At 70.1% G+C, this 22,881-nt stretch carries 17 protein-coding genes and 6 pseudogenes; 12 read left to right on the top strand and 11 right to left on the bottom strand.

The features are described from left to right. Positions 1-34 precede the first annotated feature (34 nt). Genes AB0O76_RS06215 through AB0O76_RS06225 form a run of 3 tightly spaced genes read left to right on the top strand, consistent with a single transcriptional unit; the run spans position 35 to position 3,352 of the window. A complete protein-coding gene (locus AB0O76_RS06215) occupies positions 35-931 on the top strand; it encodes a sugar ABC transporter permease (RefSeq protein ID WP_365486345.1) in 897 nt (298 codons plus the stop codon). Then, on the top strand, positions 928-1,791 hold the full coding sequence (locus AB0O76_RS06220; RefSeq protein WP_365485998.1) for a carbohydrate ABC transporter permease: 864 nt from the start codon (positions 928-930) through the stop codon (positions 1,789-1,791). Before AB0O76_RS06215 ends, AB0O76_RS06220 begins: the two co-directional genes overlap by 4 nt. Positions 1,792-1,834: 43 nt before the next feature. Continuing rightward, positions 1,835-3,352, top strand: a complete 1,518-nt coding sequence (locus AB0O76_RS06225; protein WP_365486000.1) for an alpha-N-arabinofuranosidase — start codon at positions 1,835-1,837, stop codon at positions 3,350-3,352. Positions 3,353-3,427: 75 nt separating this feature from the next. On the opposite strand, the gene AB0O76_RS06230 is transcribed toward AB0O76_RS06225, so the two are convergent. Both AB0O76_RS06230 and AB0O76_RS06235 read right to left on the bottom strand, forming a co-directional pair. Then, positions 3,428-4,408, bottom strand: a complete 981-nt coding sequence (locus tag AB0O76_RS06230) for an arabinan endo-1,5-alpha-L-arabinosidase (RefSeq protein WP_365486002.1) — start codon at positions 4,406-4,408, stop codon at positions 3,428-3,430. 109 nt (positions 4,409-4,517) lie between these two features. After that, positions 4,518-4,748: pseudogene (locus AB0O76_RS06235) on the bottom strand (glycoside hydrolase family 6 protein); the annotation flags it as partial. Here AB0O76_RS06235 and AB0O76_RS06240 point away from each other — a divergent pair. The 6 genes and pseudogenes from AB0O76_RS06240 to AB0O76_RS06265 all read left to right on the top strand — a co-directional run. Continuing rightward, positions 4,742-5,118: pseudogene (locus tag AB0O76_RS06240) on the top strand (glycoside hydrolase family 48 protein); the annotation flags it as partial. The pseudogenes AB0O76_RS06235 and AB0O76_RS06240 sit on opposite strands and share 7 nt — an antisense overlap. A gap of 141 nt (positions 5,119-5,259) precedes the next feature. After that, a complete protein-coding gene (locus AB0O76_RS06245; protein WP_365486004.1) occupies positions 5,260-6,273 on the top strand; it encodes a LacI family DNA-binding transcriptional regulator in 1,014 nt (337 codons plus the stop codon). A gap of 44 nt (positions 6,274-6,317) precedes the next feature. Beyond that, complete coding sequence (locus AB0O76_RS06250) at positions 6,318-7,550, top strand: alginate lyase family protein (protein WP_365486006.1); 1,233 nt, start codon at positions 6,318-6,320, stop codon at positions 7,548-7,550. A 173-nt stretch (positions 7,551-7,723) separates the two neighbouring features. After that, complete coding sequence (locus AB0O76_RS06255; protein ID WP_365486008.1) at positions 7,724-8,257, top strand: SigE family RNA polymerase sigma factor; 534 nt, start codon at positions 7,724-7,726, stop codon at positions 8,255-8,257. After that, a complete protein-coding gene (locus tag AB0O76_RS06260; RefSeq protein WP_365486010.1) occupies positions 8,257-9,123 on the top strand; it encodes a hypothetical protein in 867 nt (288 codons plus the stop codon). Before AB0O76_RS06255 ends, AB0O76_RS06260 begins: the two co-directional genes overlap by 1 nt. A gap of 117 nt (positions 9,124-9,240) precedes the next feature. After that, positions 9,241-10,086 carry a pectate lyase gene (locus AB0O76_RS06265; protein ID WP_365486012.1) on the top strand — a complete coding sequence of 282 codons (846 nt, stop codon included), beginning with the start codon at positions 9,241-9,243 and terminating at the stop codon, positions 10,084-10,086. A gap of 18 nt (positions 10,087-10,104) precedes the next feature. Here AB0O76_RS06265 and AB0O76_RS06270 read toward each other — a convergent pair whose 3' ends face one another. Next, positions 10,105-10,557: a hypothetical protein gene (locus AB0O76_RS06270; protein ID WP_365486014.1), complete on the bottom strand. Its 453-nt coding sequence runs from the start codon at positions 10,555-10,557 to the stop codon at positions 10,105-10,107. 38 nt (positions 10,558-10,595) lie between these two features. Between AB0O76_RS06270 and AB0O76_RS06275 the strand changes: the two are divergent. After that, positions 10,596-11,104: pseudogene (locus AB0O76_RS06275) on the top strand (helix-turn-helix domain-containing protein); the annotation flags it as partial. A 32-nt stretch (positions 11,105-11,136) separates the two neighbouring features. Here AB0O76_RS06275 and AB0O76_RS06280 read toward each other — a convergent pair. Continuing rightward, on the bottom strand, positions 11,137-11,835 hold the full coding sequence (locus AB0O76_RS06280) for a helix-turn-helix domain-containing protein (protein ID WP_365486016.1): 699 nt from the start codon (positions 11,833-11,835) through the stop codon (positions 11,137-11,139). A gap of 200 nt (positions 11,836-12,035) precedes the next feature. Here AB0O76_RS06280 and AB0O76_RS06285 point away from each other — a divergent pair. Together AB0O76_RS06285 and AB0O76_RS06290 are read left to right on the top strand one after the other, a co-directional pair. After that, a pseudogene (locus tag AB0O76_RS06285) lies at positions 12,036-13,817 on the top strand (ABC transporter ATP-binding protein); the annotation flags it as partial. Next, the gene (locus AB0O76_RS06290; RefSeq protein WP_365486018.1) at positions 13,814-15,529 is read left to right on the top strand and encodes an ABC transporter ATP-binding protein; all 1,716 of its coding nucleotides are present in this window, start codon (positions 13,814-13,816) and stop codon (positions 15,527-15,529) included. The pseudogene AB0O76_RS06285 and the gene AB0O76_RS06290, both read left to right, overlap by 4 nt. A gap of 109 nt (positions 15,530-15,638) precedes the next feature. Here the strand turns inward: AB0O76_RS06290 and AB0O76_RS06295 are convergent. From AB0O76_RS06295 to AB0O76_RS06325, 7 genes and pseudogenes are all read right to left on the bottom strand, one after another. Beyond that, positions 15,639-15,761 (bottom strand): annotated as a pseudogene (locus AB0O76_RS06295) (rhamnogalacturonan acetylesterase); the annotation flags it as partial. After that, the gene (locus tag AB0O76_RS06300) at positions 15,758-17,122 is read right to left on the bottom strand and encodes a sugar ABC transporter substrate-binding protein (RefSeq protein WP_365486020.1); all 1,365 of its coding nucleotides are present in this window, start codon (positions 17,120-17,122) and stop codon (positions 15,758-15,760) included. The pseudogene AB0O76_RS06295 and the gene AB0O76_RS06300, both read right to left, overlap by 4 nt. Before the next feature lie 11 nt (positions 17,123-17,133). After that, positions 17,134-18,678, bottom strand: coding sequence for a family 43 glycosylhydrolase (locus AB0O76_RS06305; RefSeq protein WP_365486022.1), 1,545 nt, complete (start codon positions 18,676-18,678; stop codon positions 17,134-17,136). Then, positions 18,675-19,529, bottom strand: coding sequence for a PmoA family protein (locus AB0O76_RS06310; RefSeq protein ID WP_365486024.1), 855 nt, complete (start codon positions 19,527-19,529; stop codon positions 18,675-18,677). The genes AB0O76_RS06305 and AB0O76_RS06310 overlap by 4 nt, the downstream gene beginning before the upstream one ends. Before the next feature lie 331 nt (positions 19,530-19,860). Next, positions 19,861-21,039: pseudogene (locus tag AB0O76_RS06315) on the bottom strand (Gfo/Idh/MocA family oxidoreductase); the annotation flags it as partial. After that, the gene (locus AB0O76_RS06320) at positions 21,036-21,869 is read right to left on the bottom strand and encodes a carbohydrate ABC transporter permease (protein ID WP_365486025.1); all 834 of its coding nucleotides are present in this window, start codon (positions 21,867-21,869) and stop codon (positions 21,036-21,038) included. The pseudogene AB0O76_RS06315 and the gene AB0O76_RS06320, both read right to left, overlap by 4 nt. Next, complete coding sequence (locus tag AB0O76_RS06325) at positions 21,866-22,822, bottom strand: sugar ABC transporter permease (protein ID WP_365486026.1); 957 nt, start codon at positions 22,820-22,822, stop codon at positions 21,866-21,868. The genes AB0O76_RS06320 and AB0O76_RS06325 overlap by 4 nt, the downstream gene beginning before the upstream one ends. Positions 22,823-22,881: the final 59 nt, after the last annotated feature.

The following is a 22,881-nucleotide window of genomic DNA, read 5'->3' on the forward strand; positions in this document are numbered from 1 at the left end:
CGCGGTCGCACCGGCCGCCGTACGGTCCGTCCCGGTGGCGGACGCCGATTCGCTCCGGGCCAGGATGACCCGCCGCTTTCAGCACGGCGGCTGGTTCGTCGCCCCGTTTCTCGCCCTCTTCGCGCTGTTCGTGCTGCTTCCGATCGGCCGCGGCCTGTGGCTGAGCTTCACCGACGCCAACATCTCCGGCACGGGCGAACGCTTCGTGGGCCTGGACAACTACCGGGAAGCCCTGGACAGCCCGCTCCTGTGGGACTCCCTCGGCCACAGTGCGTACTTCACCCTGCTCGTGGTGCCCTGCATCGTCGTCCTCGCGTTCCTCCTCGCGATGCTCGCCCACCACATCGAGCGCGCCAAGTGGCTGTGGCGGCTGTGCTTCTTCGCCCCCTTCCTGCTGCCGTCGACGGTCGCGGGCAACCTGTGGCAGTGGCTGTTCAACCCCGGCACCGGAATGATCAACCACGTCTTCGGCCTCGACACTCCCTGGCTGACCCAGAAGTCCACCGCCCTGCTCGCCGTCGTGATCACCACCCTGTGGTGGACGGTCGGCTTCAGCTTCCTGCTCTTCCTGGCGGCGCTGCAGAACATCCCGCGCCATCTGTACGAGGCCGCCGAGCTCGACGGCGCCGGCGCCTGGCACCGCATGGTGCACATCACCCTGCCGATGCTGCGCAACATCACCGGCCTCGTGATCACCCTGCAGATCCTCGCCTCGCTCCAGGTCTTCGATCAGGCCGTGGTGATGCAGGACTTCGGGCCAGGACCGGAGGACAGCACCCGGACGTTCGTCCAGTACACCCTCGAAGAGGGCTTCACCGCCTACCGCGTGGGGTTCGCCTCCGCGATCTCCATGATCTTCTTCGTGCTCATCGCGGCCGTCGCCCTCGGCCGGATGTGGCTTCTACGCAAGCGTGAGGAGGGCGTGCGATGAGCACGGCCGTAGTCGTACGGAACAACAGCCCGAAGAAGAAGTGGACCCCGAGCCAGATCGTGCTCACCGCGCTCGGCGTCCTCGTCTCCGCACTGTGGATGACGCCGCTGCTGTGGGCCCTTTTCACGTCCCTGAAGTCGGAGACCGAGGCCGTCGAGGTGCCCACGCACTGGGTGCCGGAGGAGTGGACGGGCCAAGCCTGGAAGGCGCTCGTCGAGAGCGGCAACATCACCAACTGGTTCGTGAACTCGGTCGTCGTCTCGGTCTGCGTCACCTCTGTCGTCGTACTCGTCAGCGCGCTCGCCGGATACGGCTTCGCACGCACCGAGTTCCGCGGCAAGAACGCGCTGCTCGGCCTGGTGATGGCAGGCCTGATGGTGTCGCCCGCCGTGCTCGGCGTGCCGCTCTTCACGACCGTCCAGTCGATGGGGATGGTCGACACCTACTGGGGCATGATCCTGCCGCAGTGCGCGCCCGCCGCGATGGTCTACATCCTCTACAAGTTCTTCCAGTCGATCCCGCGCGAGCTGGAGGAAGCCGCGTACATCGACGGCGCCGGACGCTGGCGGGTCTTCTTCACCATCGTCCTGCCGCTGTCCCGGCCCTCGCTGTCGGCCGTCGGGATCTTCACGTTCATCGCGTCCTGGAACAACTTCCTGTGGCCGTACATGGTGACCAACAACCCCGACCTGATGACGATGCCGAACGGCATCGCGACCGTCATGAACTCCTACGGCATCCAGTGGGCGCAGTTGATGGCCGGCGGCCTGATGGCGGGCCTGCCCCTGGTCGTCGTCTTCGTCTTCTTCCAGCGCCAGATCATCAGCGGCGTGGCCCATACGGGCCTGGCAGGACAGTAAGTCCCCTGCCCAGCACACCTGTTGCATCCCTGAAAGGACCCGCATGGCCCCCCGCACCGCACGCTTCACGCTCGACCCCGCCTTCGCCGTCGGCGATGTCGACCCCCGGCTCTTCGGCTCCTTCGTCGAGCACCTCGGCCGCTGCGTCTACACCGGCATCCACGAACCGGGCCACCCCGCGGCCGACGAGGCGGGCCTGCGCACCGACGTACTCGAATTGATCCGCGAGCTGGGCGTGACGGCCGTGCGCTATCCCGGCGGGAACTTCGTCTCCGGCTACAGGTGGGAGGACTCCGTCGGCCCCGCCGACGAGCGGCCGCGCCGCCTCGACCTGGCCTGGCACTCCACGGAGACCAACCGCTTCGGGCTCTCCGAGTACATCGCCTTCCTGCGGAAGATCGGCCCGCAGGCCGAACCGATGATGGCCGTGAACCTCGGCACGCGAGGCGTCGAACAGGCCCTGGAACTCCAGGAGTACGCCAACCACCCCTCCGGCACCGCACTTTCGGACCTCCGTGCCGCGCACGGCGACAAGGACCCCTTCGGCATCCGCCTGTGGTGCCTGGGCAACGAGATGGACGGCCCGTGGCAGACGGGCCACAAGACCGCCGAGGAGTACGGGCGTCTGGCCGCCGAGACCGCGCGCGCCATGCGCCAACTCGACCCGGACGTCGAGCTGGTCGCCTGCGGCAGCTCCGGCCAGTCCATGGAGACGTTCGCCGAGTGGGAGGCCACCGTCCTGGCCGGGACCTACGACCTCGTCGACCATATTTCCCTGCACGCGTACTACGAGGAGACCGACGGCGACCGGGACTCGTTCCTCGCATCCGCCGTCGACATGGAGTCCTTCATCGAGAACGTCGTCGCCACCTGCGACCACGTGGGCGCCCGCCTCAAGTCCAAGAAGAAGATCAACCTGTCCTTCGACGAGTGGAACGTCTGGTACCAGTCCAGGCCGCACCCCGAGGTCGAGGCGAGCCTGCGCGACTGGCCCGAGGCGCCGCGCCTCCTGGAGGACAACTACACGGTCACGGACGCGGTGGTGGTCGGCTCGCTCCTGATCGCCCTGCTCCGGCACGCCGACCGGGTGGCCGTCGCGTGCCTGGCCCAACTGGTCAACGTCATCGCGCCGATCCTGACCGAACCGGGCGGCCCGGCCTGGCGGCAGACCACCTTCTTTCCCTTCGCGCAGGCCTCGCGGCACGGCCGCGGCCAGGTCCTCGACGTACGCGTGGACTCACCCGCGCACGAGACGCCGAGGTTCGGCGAGGTGCCCCTGCTGCACGCGACGGCCGTACGCGCCGATGACGGCACCGTCACCGTCTTCGCGGTCAACCGCAGCCAGAGCGAACCGCTGCCGCTCGAAGTCGCCCTCCAGAGCCTGGAGTTGACGACCGTCATCGAGCACAGCGCCCTCTCCGACGCGGACCCGGACGCGCGCAACACCCTCGCGGAGCCGGAGCGCGTCACCCCGCACGGAGTCACCGGAACAGCACTCCAGGACGGCACGTTGAACGCCGTCCTGGAGCCACTGTCATGGAACGTGATCAGGCTGGGCTGAGGCCCTGCTGATGCTCTCCCGCGGCCTCGAACGCCGCGAGGGACTTCACCGTGGTCATTTGGGGTGAGTGCGGGGTCAGTACGCGACGGGCCATCCGGAGCTCCAGTTCAGGAGGTTCACGCCGAGCTTCGGGGCGCCGTTGTCCTGGCCGTCGTAGTAGTGGTAGACGAGCAGGTCGCCGTCGGTGTCCTTCAGGATCGACTGGCCGCCGGGGCCGATGTAGCGGCCGTGGGTCTCCTGGACCGGGGTGCCGCCGTTGTTCATCATGCCGACGCCGTTCTTGTCGACGTACGGCCCGGTGACGCTGGAGGCGCGGCCCACCTTGATCTTGTACGTGGAGCTGGTGCCCGCGCAGCACGTGTCGTACGAGGCGAAGAGGTAGTAGTAGCCGCCCCGCTTGACGATGTAGGGCGCCTCGACGGCCTTGGTGCCGGTGGGGCGCGAGGCGAGCGAGCGCCGGGCGGTGTCGCCCGCGTACTGCTTGCCCGTCGAGGGGTCGACGCGGATCATCTTGATGCCGGTCCACCAGGAGCCGAACGACAGCCACCACTTGCCGTCGTCGACGAACAGGTTCGGGTCGATGGCGTTGTAGTCGCTGGACGTGGTCGAGGTGTACACGGCGCCGTAGTCGGTCCAGGAGCCGGGCTCACCGGTCGTGGAGGCCGCGAGGCCGATGGCCGACTTGTTCGAGCCGAACGACGAGACCGAGTAGTACATGAGGTACTTGCCGCCGTGGTACGAGATGTCCGGGGCCCAGACGTCCCCGGTGGAGTTGTAGTTGTTCCACCAGCTGGGTCGGGTGGGGAAGGCCGAACCGTTGCGGCCGAACGCGATCCGGTCGGTGGACGTGCGCAGTTGCAGGCCGTCGCCGGTCGAGTAGAGCAGGTACTTGCCCGACGAGGTACGGGCCAGGGTCGGATCGTGCACGACGATGTCACCAGTGACTTGACCGGGGTTGGGGTAGGCGGTCGCGCTGCTGGGGATGAGGGCGAGGAGGGCGGCGGCGGGCAGCGCGACGAGGGCCCTGCGCCGAAGGGAGTTGGGGGTACGGCTCACGTGGGTCTCCTTGGAATGAGGCCCGGCCCCGAAGGGGCTCGGGCCCCCTAGGGGCGCGGGGAACGGCGCGACCAGCCACAGATCACCCGCAGACAAAGTTCCCGTTGCGCTACAGCGATGGATACGCGTTCTTCAGGAGCTCCTGAAACTGCGCCGAGAACCACTTCCCGGACAGCGGCGCATCAGCCAGCGCGCCCGAACGGTTGAAGCCGTTGCGTGGATTCCCCTCGTACGTCGGGTCACACATGCGGTCGAAGCCCTTGCCCTCGTCGTTCGGGATCTCCTTGCTCGACCCGTCGGACTCGCCCGGCGGCTTCATCCACACGTAGGCGTCGATTCCCCTCAACCCTGAAGTGGTCCGGTCGGCCCGACACCTGGAACCCGTCAAATCCCGGCTCCAACACCGGACTTCACGTCTCCGTCGTCGACCGCACCGACGACGTGGGCGTGTCCGCCGCCTACGCCAAGACCCTCACGTACTACGCCGCGGCCACCGGCCACACCGAAGCCGCCACCACGGCCAAGGCCCTCCTGGACGGCATGTGGCAGCACCACCAGGACCCGCTGGGGACCCCGACTGGCCGAAGGTCGAGGCCTATCTCGCCGGGGGAGCGGCACCGCAGTTCACCTACCACCGCTTCTGGGCGCAGGCGGACATCGCGCTCGCCATGGGGACGTACGCGGAGCTCCTGGAACCGGGGTCCGCGTAAACTTCACAACTCCAGTGCGGGGCAGGGTGATCGAAGCGCTTCGATCTGTCTATGGACAGCCCAAAGGTGTCCCTCTAGGGTCGATGTGCCGTTGAGTCGAAACGCTTCGCCCCCGCCCCCACGACTGCCCTGGAGAGCTGAATGGTCACCCTCGCCGAGGTCGCCCAGCATGCCGGAGTCTCGGCCAGCACGGTGAGCTACGTACTCAGCGGCAAGCGGTCCATATCCGCCTCCACCAAGGACCGCGTCGAAGAGTCCATCCGGGAGCTCGGCTACCACCCGAACGCGGGCGCCCGCGCCCTGGCCAGCAGCAGGTCCAACATCATCGCGTTGATGGTGCCGCTGCGCACCGACATGTACGTACCGGTGATGATGGAGATCGCCATCGCCGTCGCCACCACCGCGCGCACCCATGGTTACGACGTGCTGCTCCTGACCGGCGAGGAGGGGCCCGAGGCGGTCCGCCGCATCGAGGGCAGCGCGCTCGCCGACGCGATGATCCTGATGGACGTAGAACTGCACGACGAGCGCCTTCCGCTGATCCGCGAGGCGGACCGACCCGCCGTACTCATCGGCCTCCCCGCCGACCCCACGGGTCTGACCTGCGTCGACCTCGACTTCGTGGCGACCGGCGCGCAGTGCGTGGAGCACCTCTCCGGGCTCGGACACCGGGAGATCGCCGTGATCGGCGAGGCGCCCGCGGTGTACGAGCGGCATACCGGCTTCGCCGAGCGGACCCTGGACGGGCTGCGCACGCGGGCCCGTGAGCTCGGCGTGCGGGTGCTGCACCGGCCCTGCGAGGGGACGTACGACGCACTGGCCGCGACGCTCGCCAGGATCTTCGACGAACGCCCCGGCACCACGGGCTTCGTCGTGCAGAACGAGTCGGCGGTGGAACCCCTCCTGAGCCTCCTGCGCCAGCAGGGCCGCGCCATCCCCGAAGACGTCTCCGTCATCGCCATCTGCCCCGACCAGGTCGCCACCCAGGCCTCGGTGCGCCTCACCTCCGTCGGCATCCCCGCGCAGGAGATGGGGCGCGAGGCAGTGGAGCGTGTCGTCGCCAAACTACGGGGACAGGGCATCGACGAAGTCTCCCTGATCGCCCCGGAGTTGACGGTCCGCGCAAGCTCGGGCCCGGGACCGGCGAAGGGCTGAGGCGAGCAAAGTCCACCCCTCCGTACGTCTCAAGGAGCCCCCCCATGGGTCAGGACAACAAGCATCGGCTGAGCCGGCGCGGCATGCTTCAACTCTCCGGCGGCCTCGTCGTCGCGGGTGCCGCCACCGGCGCCGCCGCCATCGCCCTCACCGACGAGAAGGCGGACGCCGCCCCCGCGTCGTTCGCCCACCCCGGCATGCTGCACAACGCGGGTGACCTCAATCGCGCCAAGGTGAAGGTCGCCGCGGGCGCCGCGCCCTGGACGGCAGGCCGGCAGAAGCTGACCGCCAACGCGCACTCCGCGGCCACCTGGAAGCCGAACCCCAGAGCGGTGATCATCCGCGGCGGCGAAGGCCAGAACTACCCCACCCTCTACAACGACATCCACGCCGCGTACCAGAACGCCCTGCGCTGGCGGATCGGCGGTTCGGCCGCCCACGGCGACACCGCACGCGACATCCTCAACGCCTGGTCGGCGACGCTCACCCGGGTGACGGGCAACGCCGACCGGTTCCTTGCCGCCGGGATCTACGGCTACCAGTTCGCCAACGCGGCCGAACTCATGCGTGGCTACGACGGGTTCGACCTCGACCGTTTCAAGTCGATGCTGCTCAAGGTCTTCTACCCGCTCAACGACGACTTCCTGAGGAACCACAACGGCGCCTGCATCACCAACTACTGGGCCAACTGGGATCTGTGCAACATGGCGTCGGTCATGGCCATCGGCATCCTCTGCGACGACAAGGCCAAGTACGACCGGGCGGTGGATTACTTCAAGAACGGCGCGGGCAACGGCTCCATCAAGAAGGCCGTCCCCTTCGTGTACGACGGCGAAGGCCTCGCCCAGTGGCAGGAGTCGGGCCGCGACCAGGGCCACACCGTGATGGGCATGGGCCTGATGGGCGCGATCTGCGAGATGGCCTGGAACCAGGGCGACGACCTCTACGGCCACGACGGCAACCGGTTCATGAAGGCTGCCCAGTACGTCGCCAAGTACAACCTGGGCCAGGACGTGCCGTTCACCAAGTACACCTGGGGAACGGGCACCAACTGCGCCTACCGTGAGCAGACCGTCGTCTCCGACGCGGGACGCGGCCAGGCCCGCCCGGTGTGGGACCTGCTCCACTTCCACTACGCGCGCCGCCGCAGGCTGTCCGTGCCGTACATCACCGCCCTCGCGGAGAAGGTGCGTCCGGAGGGTGGTGGCGGTGACTACGGCCCCAACAGTGGCGGGTTCGACCAACTGGGCTTCGGGACGCTGCTGTACGCGAAGTAGGCGCGAAAGGTTGCCGCCTGTAACGGATCCCACGTGGCTCAGACCTGACTGGGATTCCGGACGTTGTTCGATGTCTCGCACATACGTTGCTATGCTCGCGCACCGCACTTCGGCGGCACGGGGGCCACCAGCGCGCGTGCGGAGTCGCGCGCAAGGACAGAGAGAGGTCACCCGTGGGGACAGCCGTCGACGACGCAGCCGCGGCGGAGTTCCATGACTTCTTCGAGCGGCACTACGCCGAACTCGCCCGCCTCGCCCACCTGTTGACCGGCGAGAAGGATGCCGCGGACGATCTGGCGGCGGACGCCCTGGTCGCGCTCTGGCACCGCTGGGACCGGGTGCGGGCCGCCGACCACCCGGCCGCGTACGCCCGCGGTGTCGTCGCCAACATGGCGCGCAGCCGCATCCGCAGCGCCGTCCGGGAGCGCCGCAGAGTGGCCCTGTTCTGGGGGCAGCGCTCGGAGGGCGTGGACGACCCCGACGTACCTGCTGTCGTCGACGTCCAGGAGGCGCTGCGTACGCTGCCGTTCCGTAAGCGGGCCTGTGTGGTCCTGCGGCACGCCTTCGACCTGTCGGAGAAGGACACCGCGCTCACCCTCGGAGTATCGGTCGGTACGGTGAAGAGCCAGACGTCCAAGGGAATGGCGGAGCTGCAACGGCTTCTGGGCGACCGTGCCGCGTCGCAACTCGTGGGAGGGAGGCAGTGATGGACGACGTACGCAAGCAGCTGCGCGATGCCGCGGCCGAGCACCGCCCCGACCGGGAGCGGATGCTCGCCCGGGTCGAGCGCGGCATGGAGCGCGACGCCCACCCGGGCGCCTCGTCCCGCGCCAGGCCGCCGCGGCCCGCTCCCTGGCTGCGCATCGCGGGCGCGACGGCCGCCGTGGCCGGAGTCTTCGCGCTCGGCGGGTACGCCGTCGCCTCCGTGGTCCACGGCGATGATGAGCCGTCCCGCACCGTCGGCACACCTGCCGCCCCCGACACCCCGGCCGACCCGCGGCCCTCCTCATCGGCGCCGGACGGCGCCACGGCCGAACCGGACTCGCCCGCCGAGCCCACGCGCCCGTCGGGCAAGCCGACGAAGAACGCGCCGGACGGGGATGAGAGCAAGGACCAGTCGCCCAGGAAGACCGAACCCCCGGCCGCCACACAGCCGTTGGACCCCGACGCCGAGGGGGTCGAGGACGGCTACCTGTGGAGCGACGGCTCCATCGACCCGCAGAGCAACGACTTCTGGGCGCAGAGCACCCTCACCTTCAAGACCGACAGGCCGCTCACCGCGCTCACCGTCGAACTGCGCGTCGCACAGACCGGCGGCGTCGCCGACACGGGCAACTGGCGTTCCCTGCCCGCCGACGACTTCTCCGTCTCCGTACGCGAGGCGGGCGGCGACCTGGTCTACCGGTGGACGCTGAAGGCGGGCCGCACCGTCCCGGCGGGGGAGCACGTCTTCGCGGGCCAGTACAACCACGCCGAGGGCGACAGGGACGCGGGCGACGACACCTACGCCGCGGAGGCGACCGCGTCGGGGCGCGAGGCGGCGGTGCGCGGGGATTTCGCCCGCACCTCGTAGGAGCCTTTCGCGCACCTCGTAGGCCACGGCAGAAAATTCCCGCGCAGCGGCAACCTTCTTCGGCCGGGTGGAGACCACCTGACGCAAGGACATCCCCCCAGCGAAAGAACGGTCCCCATGACCACGCAACGAGCCGAACTGCGCAAGAGCCGCAAGCGCCGCCTCACCCGCCGCCGCGTCGTCGGAGCGGCGAGCGGCGCGCTCCTGCTGACCGGCGCCGCCGTCGGCGCCAATGTGATGCTCTCCCCGGCGGGAGCGGCCACCACGGCCGCCGCCGACTGGCCGACCCCCACCGGCGACAAGCCCGTCACCGAGACCATCGAGGTGTCCGGAACCTTCGACGGTGAACTCCAGCGCTTCTACGGCAGCGGAGACCTCGGCGGCGACGGCCAGGAGGAGGGCCAGGACCCGATCTTCAAGCTGAAGGACGGCGCGGTCCTGAAGAACGTCGTGCTCGGCAAGCCGGCCGCCGACGGCGTGCACTGCTCGGGCAGCTGCACCATCGAGAACGTGTGGTGGGAGGACGTCGGCGAGGACGCGGCGACGTTCAAGGGCACATCGGCGAGCTCGACGTACACGGTGACCGGCGGCGGCGCGAGGCAGGCCGACGACAAGGTCCTCCAGTTCAATGGCGCGGGCACGCTGAACGTCACCGGATTCCAGGTCTCGGACTTCGGCAAGCTGGTGCGCTCCTGCGGCAACTGCTCGACCCAGCACAAGCGCACGATCACCATCGACGACGTGGACGTGACCGCGCCCGGCAAGTCCCTGGCCGGCATCAACACCAACTACGGCGACACGGCCACCCTGAGCCGGATCCGTATCCACGGCGACGACGACAAGAAGATCGAGCCGTGCGTCCGCTACACCGGCAACGACTCGGGCGACGAGCCCGAGGAGACGGGCAGCGGCCCTGACGGGACGTACTGCAAGTACAGCGCGTCGGACATCAGCTACGAGTAGCTGGTGGCCCGACGGTCGTCACGCCGTCTGCGAACGGAAACCGTGGCCGAGCTCCGCACCCCCGAGGCCGAAGGAAGGGGCGGCGTGTACGCGGACGACCTCGCACTCCATGATCCGGAAGCCGGAGTCGGGTCCCGCGGGTGCAGCCCGGCCGCGGCGAACTTGTCCGGCTCGTGGCGGTAGACCCCGCGCTTGGCGGCCGGTACCGGGTCCGCGCCGGTGAGCGGGGCGAGGCGCTCCACCGCCGCCCAGAGGTCGGGGGGAGGGGAGGTTGACGACCAGCTCCGGGCGGTCCGCGAGATTGGCGGCGGTGTGTCCCTCCGCGCCCAGGCCGATGACGACGGTGTGGCCGAGCGCCCAGGCCGAGGAGATGGGCGCGAGATTCGCCGTGCCGTCCGGGTTCTCGGTGGTCAGCAGGGCACCGCCTCCAGAGCCCGTCGGCGGACGGCGTCGTCGCCCCCGACCTCGCATCGCTGGCCGGTCTCCTTGCCGATCGCACCCGCGCTTCGATGTGCCTGGCCCTGCTCGACGGCCGCGCCTGGACGGTCACCGAGCTGGCCCGGCATGCCGGGGTCGCGCCGTCGACGGCGACCGGGCACCTGCATCAGCTGGTCGCGGGCGGGCTGTTGGCAGAGGAGCGGCAGGGGCGGCACCGGTACGTGCGCCTCGCGGGATCGTCGACCGCCGAGATGATCGAGAGCCTGGCCTCGCACGCCCCGCTGCGTCCCGTCCCGGTGCGCTCGCTGTCCGACGCGCACCGCCGACGCGCCCTGTCCTACGCCCGCTCCTGCTACGACCACCTGGCGGCGCCGTGGCCGTCGCGATCACCGACGCGATGACCGAACGGTCACTGCTGACCTGGGACTACGGGCCTTCGCTCAGCGAATCGGGCAAGGCGTGGCTGCGCGACATCGGCGTCGACGACCACCGCCCCCGCGGCTCCCGGCGCGCCCATGTGCGCACCTGCCTGGACTGGACGGAGCGGCGACATCATCTGGCGGGGGCGGTGGGTGCGGCCTTCTTCCAACGCGCACTCGACGACACCCTTGCTCAGGGAGAAGTCACCGACGTGGCCTGTGCGAGCAGCCCGTCGACGAACGCGCGGAGCCCCTGGGGGTAGATGTCCCGTGCGGCCAGCGCGGCCCATCGCACGCCGATGGCGGCCAGGCGGGGCACCTGGGACGGGTCCAGGTCGTCGCGGTAGGCGAAGGGATGGCCGGCGGCGTGCCGGCGGGCGGAGTGGGCGCGGACGAGCACCTCGCCGACGGTGTAGTACCAGAGGCTGCGGAAGACGTCGACGCTCTGCTCGGGTGTGCATCCATGGTCCTCGGCTCCGGCCACGACGGCTTCGACCATCCACATCGCCGATTCGTCGAGCAGGCCGACGAAACCGTCGGCCGACAGGACTTCCGCGGCCCATGGCCAGGCGGCGAGCGCGTCGTGCAGCGCGGTGGCGGCCACGACGATGCGCTCCCGTGGGGCGCCGGGCAGTTGGGGGTGCTCGATCTGGGCGACGTGGTGATTGAGCAGCAGGAGCAGGAGATCGTCCTTGCTCTGGATGTGGTGGTACAGGGTCGTCGCCCCGATGCCGAGCTCGGCGGCGAGCCGCCGGATGGTCAGCTTCTCCCAGCCGTCCCGGTCGATCAACTCGCGGGCCGCCGCCAGGATCTGCGCACGGGAGGTCACGGGCGGGCGGCCGGTGCGGCCCTGAGGTGCGGGAGGGCGCGGCGACGGGGGCGATGCGGGCATGGCCCCCATCATGCCGTCCGGCCGTCCTCCGTCGTGAAGCCGGTGCGGCTTCCGCATTTCGCGGTCGACAGCGGACAACCTCGATGCTACTTTCGGAACGCGTTCGGAAAGTCGTAAGGCAGTGCCGATGACGGGGGTCCGCGATGACGAACAGAGCGAGTACGACGGGGAGTTCGGCGGCTCCGCCGGGCCAGGGCGTGGCGGAGCCGCCGGGACAGAACATGGCGGCACTCCTTCGCCCGCATGCCCCGAGTTTCGCCGGCGTGGTGATCCTGCAGGTCATCGGCGCTGTCGCGGGCCTGGCGCCGCTCCTCGCGGTCCTCGAACTGGGACGCACCTTGCTGTCGCAGGGGCCGATCGACCGCGGTCATGTCTGGACCGTCGTCATCGCGGGTGCGGCCGGCTTGTTCGTCAGGCTGCTCTTCACGGCCGCATCGTCGGGCATCGGGCATGTCGTCGACGGCAAGGTGCAACTGACGTTCCGCCGGCAACTGGCCGCGCGCCTCGGACGCGTACCGATCGGCTGGTTCTCGCGGCGCCGGACCGGCGAGCTGGCCAAGGTGGTGGGGGAGGACGTGAGTGCCGTGCACCCGTTCATCGCCCACACTCCCGGTGAACTCGTCTCCGCGTTCGTGGTGCCGCTGGTGTCGCTCGTCTACCTGTTCACCGTCGACTGGCGGCTCACCCTGATCACGCTGATACCGGTGGTCCTCGCGGTGGCGCTGGTACCCCTGATGATGACGCCGACCCGGCTGCGCGAGCAGGAGGAGTTCGACGCGGCCATGGGGCGGATCTCGAGCTCCGTCGTCGAGTTCGTGCGGGGCATCTCGGTGGTCAAGGCGTTCGGCGGGTCCGAGCGCGCCCACGGCAAGTTCCGCACGGCCACGGACGATTTCGTCGGTACGTTCCACCGCTGGGTGCACGGCATCTCCCGGATCGCCGCGGGGATGCAGCTGGTGCTCTCGCCGCCGTTCGTCCTGCTCGTCGTGTTGATCGGCGGCGCGGCGCTGATCACCGACGGTGAGCTGGCACCGGCCGACCTGCTGCCCTTCCTGCTCCTCGGCCTCGGCCTGACCGCCCCGGTGGCGGCCCTCGGCCACGGCTTCGACGAGTTGCAGGCCGCCCGCCGCGCGGTCGGCCGGATCCGGGACGTGCTCGCGGTGCCTTCGCTGCCGGAGCCCGCGAAGCCGGTCGCACCGCAGGGGCACCACGTGGAGCTGCGTGACGTCCGATTCGGCTACGAAGCCGATCGCGAGGTGCTGCGCGGGATCGACCTGATGCTCGAATCGGGGACGGTCACCGCGATCGTCGGCCCGTCGGGCAGCGGGAAGTCCACACTGGTCCAGCTCCTTCCGCGGTTCTTCGACCCGACTCATGGCGCGGTCTTCATCGGCGGCGCCGATCTGCGCGAGCTCGGCAGCCGGGAGCTCTACCGGACCGTCTCCTTCGTTTTCCAGGACGTACGCCTGTTGCGCGCGTCGGTGGCGGACAACATCGCCCTCGCCGTACCGCACGCCGACCGCGACGACGTCGTGCGCGCCGCCCGCCTCGCGAACATCCACGACAGGATTCTCGAACTGCCCCGCGGATACGAGTCGGTGATCGGCGAGGACGCAGGACTCTCGGGCGGCGAGGCGCAGCGGATCTCCCTCGCGCGCGCCCTGCTCGCCGACACGCCCGTCCTCGTGCTCGACGAGGCGACCGCCTTCGCCGACCCGCAGACCGAACTCGCGGTGCGCCAGGCCCTGGCGACGCTGGAGGGCGAGCGGACCATTCTGGTCATCGCCCACCGCCTGGAGACCATCAGGGACGCCGACACCGTCGTGATGCTGGACGACGGGGAGATCGTCGAGCGCGGCAGGCCCGCCGAACTCCTTGCGCGCGACGGCAAGTTCGCCGCGTTCTGGCAGTCCCACCGATCGGCCGTCGCCGATGAGCTCGAATCCCATGCCGGTGTACCGCAAGGAGACGAACCCCGATGATCCGCATGCTCCTGCGCGTCCTGGGACGCGAGTACGCCCGGCCGGTCCGACGCACCGTGGCCCTGATGACCGCGACCGCCGTCGCCGAGGGCCTGTCGTACGCACTCCTGGTCCCCGTGCTGCGGGCCCTGTTCGGCAGCACACCCGACGACGCCTGGCCCTGGCTGACCGCGTTCGGGATCGCGATCGCGTGCTACGCGGCGCTGCGCTACCTCAGCGACCTGTCCGGCTTCCACGTCGGGACGGCGCTGCTGCGCGGCATGTACCACCGGCTCGGCGACCATCTGGCCCGACTGCCCATCGGCTGGTACGGCGCGGGCCGCCTCGGGGAGGTGTCCGTCCTGGCCAGTCGCGGCGTCCTGCAGGCGATGGCCGTGATCGCGCATCTCCTCGCACCGTTCATCTCCGCCAGTGTGACCCCTCTGACGATCGTCGTCGTGATGCTGGCCTTCAACTGGCAGATGGGCCTTGCCGCGTTGGCCGCCGTACCGATCGTGGCGGCGATCCAGCTCTGGACGGGGCGCTCGATGGCCGCGGGCGACGCGGAGCGCGCCGAACGCGACGAGGAGGCCACCGGGCGGGTCATCGAATACCTTCAGGTCCAGCCGGTGCTGCGGGCCGGGGGCCGCACGGCTGAACGCTTCCAGCTGCTCGACGACTCCCTCCAGGACGTCGAGCGCGCCTCCCGCCGCTCCACGCTGGCGGCGCTGCCCGGCGCGGTCGGCCTGACCCTCACGGTGCAGGCGATGTTCACCGGCCTGTTGGTCCTCGCCGCCTACCTCGCGCTCGACGGGGACACCGGCGTGCCGGAGATCCTGACGATCCTGGTCCTCGCCGCCCGCTGCGCGGATCCGCTCCTCTCCCTGACGGACATCGGCGGCAAACTCCGCGGCGCCCGTTCCGTACTCGTCAAACTCGACGTGGTACTGCGCACCGAGCCGCTCCCTGAACCTGCCGAACCGGTCCAACCGGCGGGCCACGACCTGGAGTTCGCGTCCGTCACCTTCCGGCATGGCGAGCGCACGGTGTTCGACGGGGCGTCCCTGTCCGTGCCCCAGGGGCAACGGCTGGCCGTAGTCGGCCCATCTGGCGCAGGCAAGAGCACCTTGCTGCAACTGCTCGCCCGCTTCTACGACGTGGACGCCGGCGCGGTGTGCGTGGGAGGCGTGGACGTGCGCGCCATCGACACGGAGGTGCTGATGGCGCAGATCGCCTTCGTCTTCCAGGACGTCTATCTCTTCGACGGCACGATCGAGGAGAACGTACGCCTGGGCCGCCCCGACGCCGACGAAGCCGAGGTCCGCGCGGCAGCGACCGCGGCACGCCTCGACGAGGTGATCGAGCGACTGCCCGACGGCTGGGCGGCGAACGTAGGCGAGGGCGGCGCACTGCTCTCGGGCGGCGAACGCCAACGAGTCTCGATCGCACGAGCACTCCTGAAGAACGCCCCCATCGTGCTCCTCGACGAGGTGACCTCCGCACTGGACCCGGTCAACGAGGCGGCTGTCCACGAGGGCATCGAGCGCCTGATGGCGGGCCGCACGGTGGTGATGGTGGCGCACCGGATGCGGACAGTCCAACGCGCCGACCGCGTCGTCTTCCTGGACGGCGGCCACATCATGGAGGAAGGCAGCCACGACGCCCTGCTGCACCGCGGCGGCCGCTACGCCGACTTCTGGAACATCTCCCTGACGCCCGCTGCGATGGAATGAGGCAGCGGGAAGGCAAGATCAGCGGCCCTTGCCGCGCCCGCGAGCACCGGCCGCGCGCCACGGGACCGCGCCCCGTCGACGTACTGCTGCAAGTACTCCCGGTACGTGGGCCGGTCTCGGGAGCCGCGTCCGTGTACTTCTGCGCGGCGGTGGAGTCACCGGCGGTGTAGAGGGTGACGGGCCGCGCCCCACCGGAGCGGGCGAAGGCCGACGGCGTCGGGCGCGCCGTCACTTGTGCTGGTCGTTCCACTCGGCCTGAGCGTTGTTCAGCTGCTCGGCAAGAGTGTCGAGGAAGTCCTTCGCCGACATCTTGCCGAGCAGGACCTTCTGGTAGTTCGGCTCGTTGTCGGCCTTGCTGATGGTGTTCCAGTCGGGCAGGTAGTACGGCAGCTGCACGACCTTCAGGGAGCCGTCGTTGAGCGCGGCCGCGGCCAGCTTCGTCGGCTCGGCCTCGTTCAGCCAGGCGTCCTTGGAGGCCGCGGTGTTGGCGGGGATGGCACCCGCCGACCTGTTCCACTTGCTGTTGGACTCGTGCGAGGCCGCGAACTCGATGAACTTCCAGGCGGCCGCCTTCTTCTTGCTGGACTTGAACAGGCCGAGCCCGTCGACCGGGTTGGACACCTGGACGCGTACGCCCTGGTCGGTCGTGGGGTTGGGCAGGCCGCGGAACTTGCCCACGCCGAGCGCCTTCACATGGTCGGTGTAGGAGCCGAGGTTGTGGCTGAGCATGCCGATCTGGCCCGTGTCCCACTGGGCGTTCATCTTCTTGAAGTCGTTGTTGACGTCGGCCGCGGGGGTGTTGTTCTTGTAGAGCGCGACGTACTTCTTCAACGCCGCCACGTTCTTGGGGTCGTTGACGGTGGTCTTCTCGCCGTCCCAGAACGAGCCGATGCCGGACTGGCCGTAAGCCGCGTCGAGCGCCTGCGCGATGGAACCCTCGCCGCCGCGAATCGTGTACCCGAACTTGTTCTCGCCCTTGGCGGTGAGCTTCTCGGCCGCCTCGTAGAACTTGCCCCAGGTGGTGGGTGCGTCAAGACCGGCCGCCTTGAAGAGGTCGGTGCGGTAGTACAGCACGCCGTTGCTCGCCGACGTCGGCACCGTGAAGAGCCGGTTGCCGCCGCCCGCAGCGCGGACGCTGTCGACCATGCCCGGGTTCAGCTTCCCCTCCAGGGAGCTGTCGCTGAGCCGCTGGTCCAGCGGCTCCAGGGCGTTCTGCGCGGAGATCCCGGCGAGCATCGCCGCACCGACGCCGCCGACGTCGGGCAGGCCGCCGCCCTGGATGGCGGTGTCGTACTTGGACTGGACGCTCTCGGCGGGGATCGGCACGTACTTGACGCGGATGTCCGGGTTCTTCGCCTCGAAGTCCTTGATGATCTCCTTCCAGACGTCGGTGCGGACACCGCCGTTGTTGTCCCAGAAGGTGATCTCGCCCTTGCCCGAGCCCTCCTGGCCCTTGTCGCCACCGGCCCCGCTGCCGTCGTCGCCACAGGCGGTGGCGGTCAGCGCGAGCGAGGCGGCGATGGCGACGGCGGCCACCGTGCGACGGCTTCTGCCGCCGCTTCTGCTTCTGTTTCGGGGGATGCTGATGTTCATGTCGGCTCTCTTCATTGAGGTGAGGTAATCCGGAAGTGGGTGAACAGGGCGGTCCCGGCGCCGCTGCGTCCGGCCGGGGCCGTGCCGAACAGGCCGAGCAGCGCGCCGACCCACCGCCACGGTGTCGCCGCGAAGACTTGGCCCGATGGGCACAAGCCGTCGCCGGTGTCGGCGGAGAAGCGGCAGCGTGCGCCGTCCGCGATGGCGATGCGCAGCCGCGCGGTGCCGTCGGGGGCGGGGCGCGGACGCTCGGCGTCGCGCTCACGCTCGGCGACGGACTCGGCGAACCGGTGCACGAGGCGCACCGCCCCGTCCCCGTCGCGTTCGAGGCCGATCCAGCTGAACGCGTCGCCGAGCACGGCAAGACCGGCCCTGGCGTCGGCCGCCGTGCCGTCGAGCCGAAGGCCGACCTCGACGGTGCACGGCGTCAGCGGAAGCCGCTGCGTCAGAACGTGGGGGAGGCGGCGCAGGTCGTGGGCGTCCGGGGACCGTACGCAGGTCAGTCGCAGACCGTCCGCTGTGTGCGAAGTCGCCCAGCCGTCACGGGGGTTGGCCGACCACTGCCACTGGTGGCCGTGGCGTCCGCCGGGGAAGTCGTCGTCGGTGGCGGGCGCGGACACCGGCTGCGGAGGCAGGTCGGGCTTCTTGTGTACGTCGACGGGGGCGCCGTCGTTCCCGATCACCGGCCAGCCGTCCGCGCCCCGGCGCATCGGCTGCAGATGGACGACCCGGCCGTACGCGCCGCGCTGCTGGAAGTGCAGAAACCAGTCGTCGCCGGACGGCGTGCTCACCCAGCCGCCCTGGTGCGGGCCGTTGACGTCCGTGCCGCCCTGCTCCAGGACGATCCGCTCCTCGTAGGGGCCGTGGAAGGTCCGTGAACGGAAGGCACCCTGCCAGCCGGTCTCCACACCGCCGGCCGGGGCGAGGATCCAGAACCAGCCGTCGTGGCGGTACAGCTTGGGCCCCTCCAGCGTGAACCAGCCGGGGATGCGGTCCGCGTCCACCAACACCCGTCCCTCGTCGAGGAGTTCACGGCCGTCGGGGCTCATGCGGTGACCGGTGAGGCGATTCTTGACGCCGGAGCGCGACTTGGCCCAGGCGTGCACGAGATACGCCTCGCCGCGCTCCTCGTCCCACAGCGGGCAGGCGTCGATCAGCCCCTTGCCCGCCTTGACGAGATGCGGGGCGCTCCAAGGGCCGCGAATATCGGGGGAGTTGACCTGGAACACGCCGTGGTCGGGGTCGCCCCAGAAGATCCAGAACCGCCCGTCGTGGTGCCGGATCGACGGCGCCCACACCCCGCAGTCGTGCCGCGGCGCGGCGAACGCCTCGGCCGGTTCCAGGCGCTCAAGGGCGTGCCCGATCAGGGTCCAGTTCACCAGGTCGCGGGAGTGGAGCAGCGGCAGCGCCGGGGCGCGGCCGAAGCTTGACGCGGTGAGGTAGAAGTCGTCGCCGACCCGGACGACGTCGGGGTCGGACCAGTCGGCGGCGAGCACGGGATTGCGATAGGTCCCGTCACCGAGGTCACCCAGCTTGTGGAGGATGGTCGTGCTCACGCGGTCACCGCCTTGCGGACGAGCCCCGCGGCCTCGGCCCGGCTCGGGCGGCCGTCGGCGACGACGGTGACGACACGGCGTACGACGGTGTCGCCAGGACCGATCGGCAGGCGCCGCTCCTGCGCGAGCGAGGAGCCGACGCCCGGATACTCGGCGGTCCGCACGAACCACGGGTCGCGCCGCGTCTCGGGCGTCGCCCCGGCGAACACGAGGGTCCAGCCGTGGCCCGCGAGGGCCAGCCAGTCGGCCGGGGCGCCGTGCACGGCGGCCTCCCCCTCGGCGTCCGCGGTGAACACCTCGGGAGTCCGCGCCTCCTTGGGGGCGCGCCAGAAGAATCCCCCGTAGGCGGCGCCGGGGCGGCCGTTGGTGGCGGGGCTGCCGATCGAGATCTCCGCGGCGCCGGGATTGGTGAGGGAGAACGTGAAGTCCAGCGCCCAGGCGGACGTGGTGAGGGGCGTGACGGCGACGGTGCGCCGCTCGCGCAGCAGCTCGCACTCCCCGTCGAGCCAGCCGATCTCCTCCACGAAGCCGTCGGGGTCGCGCAGCTTGAACTCCAGGTGGCGCTGTTCACCGTGGTTGTCGAGCTCGGTGGGCCCCTGATCGCGTACGAAGGTGCGGCCGCCCCAGAAGTTGCGGCCCGCCGCGTCGGGCACGGCGACGCCCACGCCGAGGTGGTGCGGGTGGTCGGCGGGACCGAACTCGGTGACGGGGAGGCCGCCGAAGGTGCGGACGGGATGGAGGTAGGGGCGCGGGGCGAGCCGCGGGCCGACCGAGGGGTGGATGACGTAGCGGCCGACGGTGCGGCCCGAGCAGCGCAGCAGGAGCGCGGTGTCGGTCGAGGTCCGGTTCATGGGGGTCTCACCTCGGTGGGGTTTCGGAGGGGGAGGGATCGGAGGGGCAGGGCTCGGGGGTGGAGGTACGCGGGGCGGTGGGACGTGTGGTGGGGGTCTGCGGGGCGGTGCCCCGAGCGGCGGCGGGCTCGGTGGTGGAGGTTTGTTGGGCCGGTGTCCCCGAGGTGGCGGGCCTAGTTGCGGAGATCTGAGGTGCTGGGATCCCAGGGGCAGGGGCAGGGGCAGGGGCAGGGGCAGGGGCCGGGGCCGGGAGGGCAGGGGCCTGAGCGGCCGCAGGCTCAGCGGCGGAGAGCCGTGAAGCCGGGAGCCGAGCTGCGGGGTTTCCGTTGGGCAGGGCCCAGAACGTGCCGAGCTCCGCGTAGCCGCACAGCGTGTCGGCGCTCGCCGCGACGATGCCGTCGATGCCGTGGACGACCCGGCGCCGGGCCGCGCTCTCACCCGTACCGGGCACGCTGCGCCAGGCCTCGACCGGGAGGGGGCGCGGGTCGGGTGCGAGCCGTATCGCTTCAACGACCTTCATGAAGGCGCCCGTCGACGCCGGCGGAACCAGCAGCTCGGCGCGGCCCGCGAGATGGTCGACGAGGTTCTCCAGGAGGTCCGTCCGCCCGTGCAGGACCTCATCGGGTCCGTGCCCGGCGCGCTGCACGAGCACCCGGTCCTGCTTGTACCAGAAGGTGATGCGGCCCTCGGCGCCGTGGACGATGACGTACGGCTCGTCAGGGCGCTCGGCGCAGAGGGTCGCGGCGACACCGACGCGGCCGCCGCGCGCGGTGCTGATCCCCACGAACGAGGTGTCGTCGGACTCGATGGCGTTGGCGCGGAACAGCTCCGTGTCCACCCGCGTGACGTCATCGGTCCGTGTGGACCCGTCGACCGCCAGGGCGGTGGCGACGGCATGGGCGAGGGGGTTGGTCAGGACCCCGTCCACGACGTCCACGCCGTCCATGCGGCGTCGCCCGGCCCACGGGGCACGCCGGTAGTACGCCTCGTCGCGCGCCCAGGCCCCGGCCGCGCCGACGCCCATCGGCTCACCGATCGCACCGTCGGCGACCAGCGCGCGCACCGCGGGCACGGCGTGCGAGCCGAGCGACTGGAACCCGACCTGGCAGGCCACGCCCCCTGCGGTCACCGCTTCGGTGATCCGCAGGAACTCGGCGTACGACGGTGCGGGCGGCTTCTCCAGGAGCAGATGAACACCCCGCGCCGCCGCGGCGACGGCCAGGTCGGCGTGGGTGGGAATGGGCGTGCAGACGACGGCGACGGCGGCTCCCGTGGCATCGAGGAGGCCCGCGAAGTCCGCGGACTGCGCGGGCGCGCCGGCCACGTCAGGCTCGCCGACCCCGTCAGGCTCGTACACCCCGTCGAGCTCGGCGGCGCTCAGCGGTTCGAGCTCGCAGATCCCCACGAGGCGTACGAGACCGGCCTGTTGGAGGCGTCGGATGTTCTCGAGGTGCCATCGGCCGTGCCCGCGCGCACCGGCGAGGACGAGCGGCAGCGGAGCGCTTCTCATCCCTTCACCGCCCCCGCGCTGAACCCCGTGACCAGCCACTTCTGGATGAAAGCGAAGACGATCACGACGGGCAGGGCGGCGATGACGCCGCCCGCGGCGAGCGCGCCGAGGTCGACGCTGTCGGCGCCCATCAGGGTGGCGAGGCCGACCGGGATCGTCTGCTTGTCCTGGTTGGAGAGGAACATCAGGGCGAACAGGAAGTGGTTCCAGCTGTGTACGAAGGCGAAGGAGCCCACCGCGATCAGACCCGGCCGCAGGAGGGGCAGGACGACGGTGCAGAAGGCGCGGAATCGTCCGCAGCCGTCGACCCAGGCGGCCTCTTCCAGGGAGTACGGCACGTTCTTGATGAAGCCGCTGATCAGGATCATCGAGAGCGGCAGCTGGAAGACGGCCTCGGCGATGATGACGCTGCCCAGGGAGTTGATCATCTGGAGGTTGGCGAAGATCTGGAAGAGGGGCACCAGCATCAGGGCGCCGGGGATGAACTGCGAGCACAGCAGCGCCAGCATGAAGCCGCGCTTGATCTTGAAGTCGAAGCGGGCCAGGGCGTAGCCGCCGGCGAGGGCGACGAGCGTCGTCATCAGCATCGACAGGACGCCGACGACGAGGCTGTTCTGGAAGAAGAGCCCGAAGCTCCGCTCGGTCCACACCTTGTCGAAGTGCTCGAACGTGATCGGCCAGGGAAGCAGCGAGGTGGAGCCCGCAGGGCGGATCGCGAAGAGCAGCATCCAGTAGAACGGGATGAGGGTGAAGAGGAGATAGAGGCCGAGCGGCAGATAGATCTGCCGGCGCGGGGCCTCGTCCCAGGCGCGCCGCAGGGTGGTGGTCATTTCTCCTGACCTCCGAACTTGCTCAGCCGCAGATAGACCATCGAGCAGAAGAGGAGGATCACGAACGCGATGGACGTCAGCGCGGAGGCGTAGCCGAAGTCGTGCGAGTCGACGGCGATGGACGCGATGCGCAGCGGCAGCGTCGTCGTCTCGCCCGCGGGTCCGCCGCCGGTGAGGGTGTAGAGCAGGTCGACGTTGTTGAACTCCCAGACGGCGCGCAGCAGCGTGGAGAGGATGATTGCGTCCTTGAGGTGCGGCAGCGTGATGTGGAAGAACTGCCGGAAGCGGCTCGCGCCGTCGACCTCGGCCGCCTCGTACAGGTCCTTCGACACGGACTGCAGATCGGCGAGGATGAGGATCGCGAAGAAGGGCACACCGCGCCAGAGTTCGGCGACGACGACGGCCGGGAAGACGGTGCCGGTGTCGGAGAGCCAGGACGTCCCGTACGAGCCGATGCCCATGTCCGCGAGGTAACGGGTGATGCCCGTCTGGGAGTTGAAGATCAGCAGCCAGATCGTCGAGGTGAGCACGCCGGACACGGCCCACGGCGAGAAGACCAGGGCGCGGGCCATCGCTCGTCCGATGAAGGTCTGGTTGACGATCAGCGCAAGGCCGAGGCCGAGGAGCAGCTGCAGGACGACCTCGACGGCCACCCACTGCAGGCTGAAGCCGAGCGTCTGCCAGAACTGTGGGTCCTCCGTGAACGCGGTGACGAAGTTGTCGAAGCCCGCGAAGCCGTCCCGCCAGGGCTTGGTGGGGTTGTAGTGGCGCAGGCTGTAGTAGAAGACGCTGATGACCGGGTAGGCGATGAAGCCAAGCATCAGGAGTCCGGCCGGCGCGATCAGCAGATACGGGAGGCGGCGCGGGGTCGCTCCCGTCCGGCGCCGTCGCGCACCCGGCGTGCGGCGCCGGGGCGGTGGCTGCGGTGGCGCTTTCGCCACAGCTGAGGCCATGTCTGCTTCTCCGTTCTCAGGGTCTGCTTCAGGGTCTGCTTCAGGGGCTGCTTCACGGT

It is taken from the genome of Streptomyces sp. NPDC086554 (genome assembly GCF_040686095.1).
Lineage (GTDB): Bacteria > Actinomycetota > Actinomycetes > Streptomycetales > Streptomycetaceae > Streptomyces.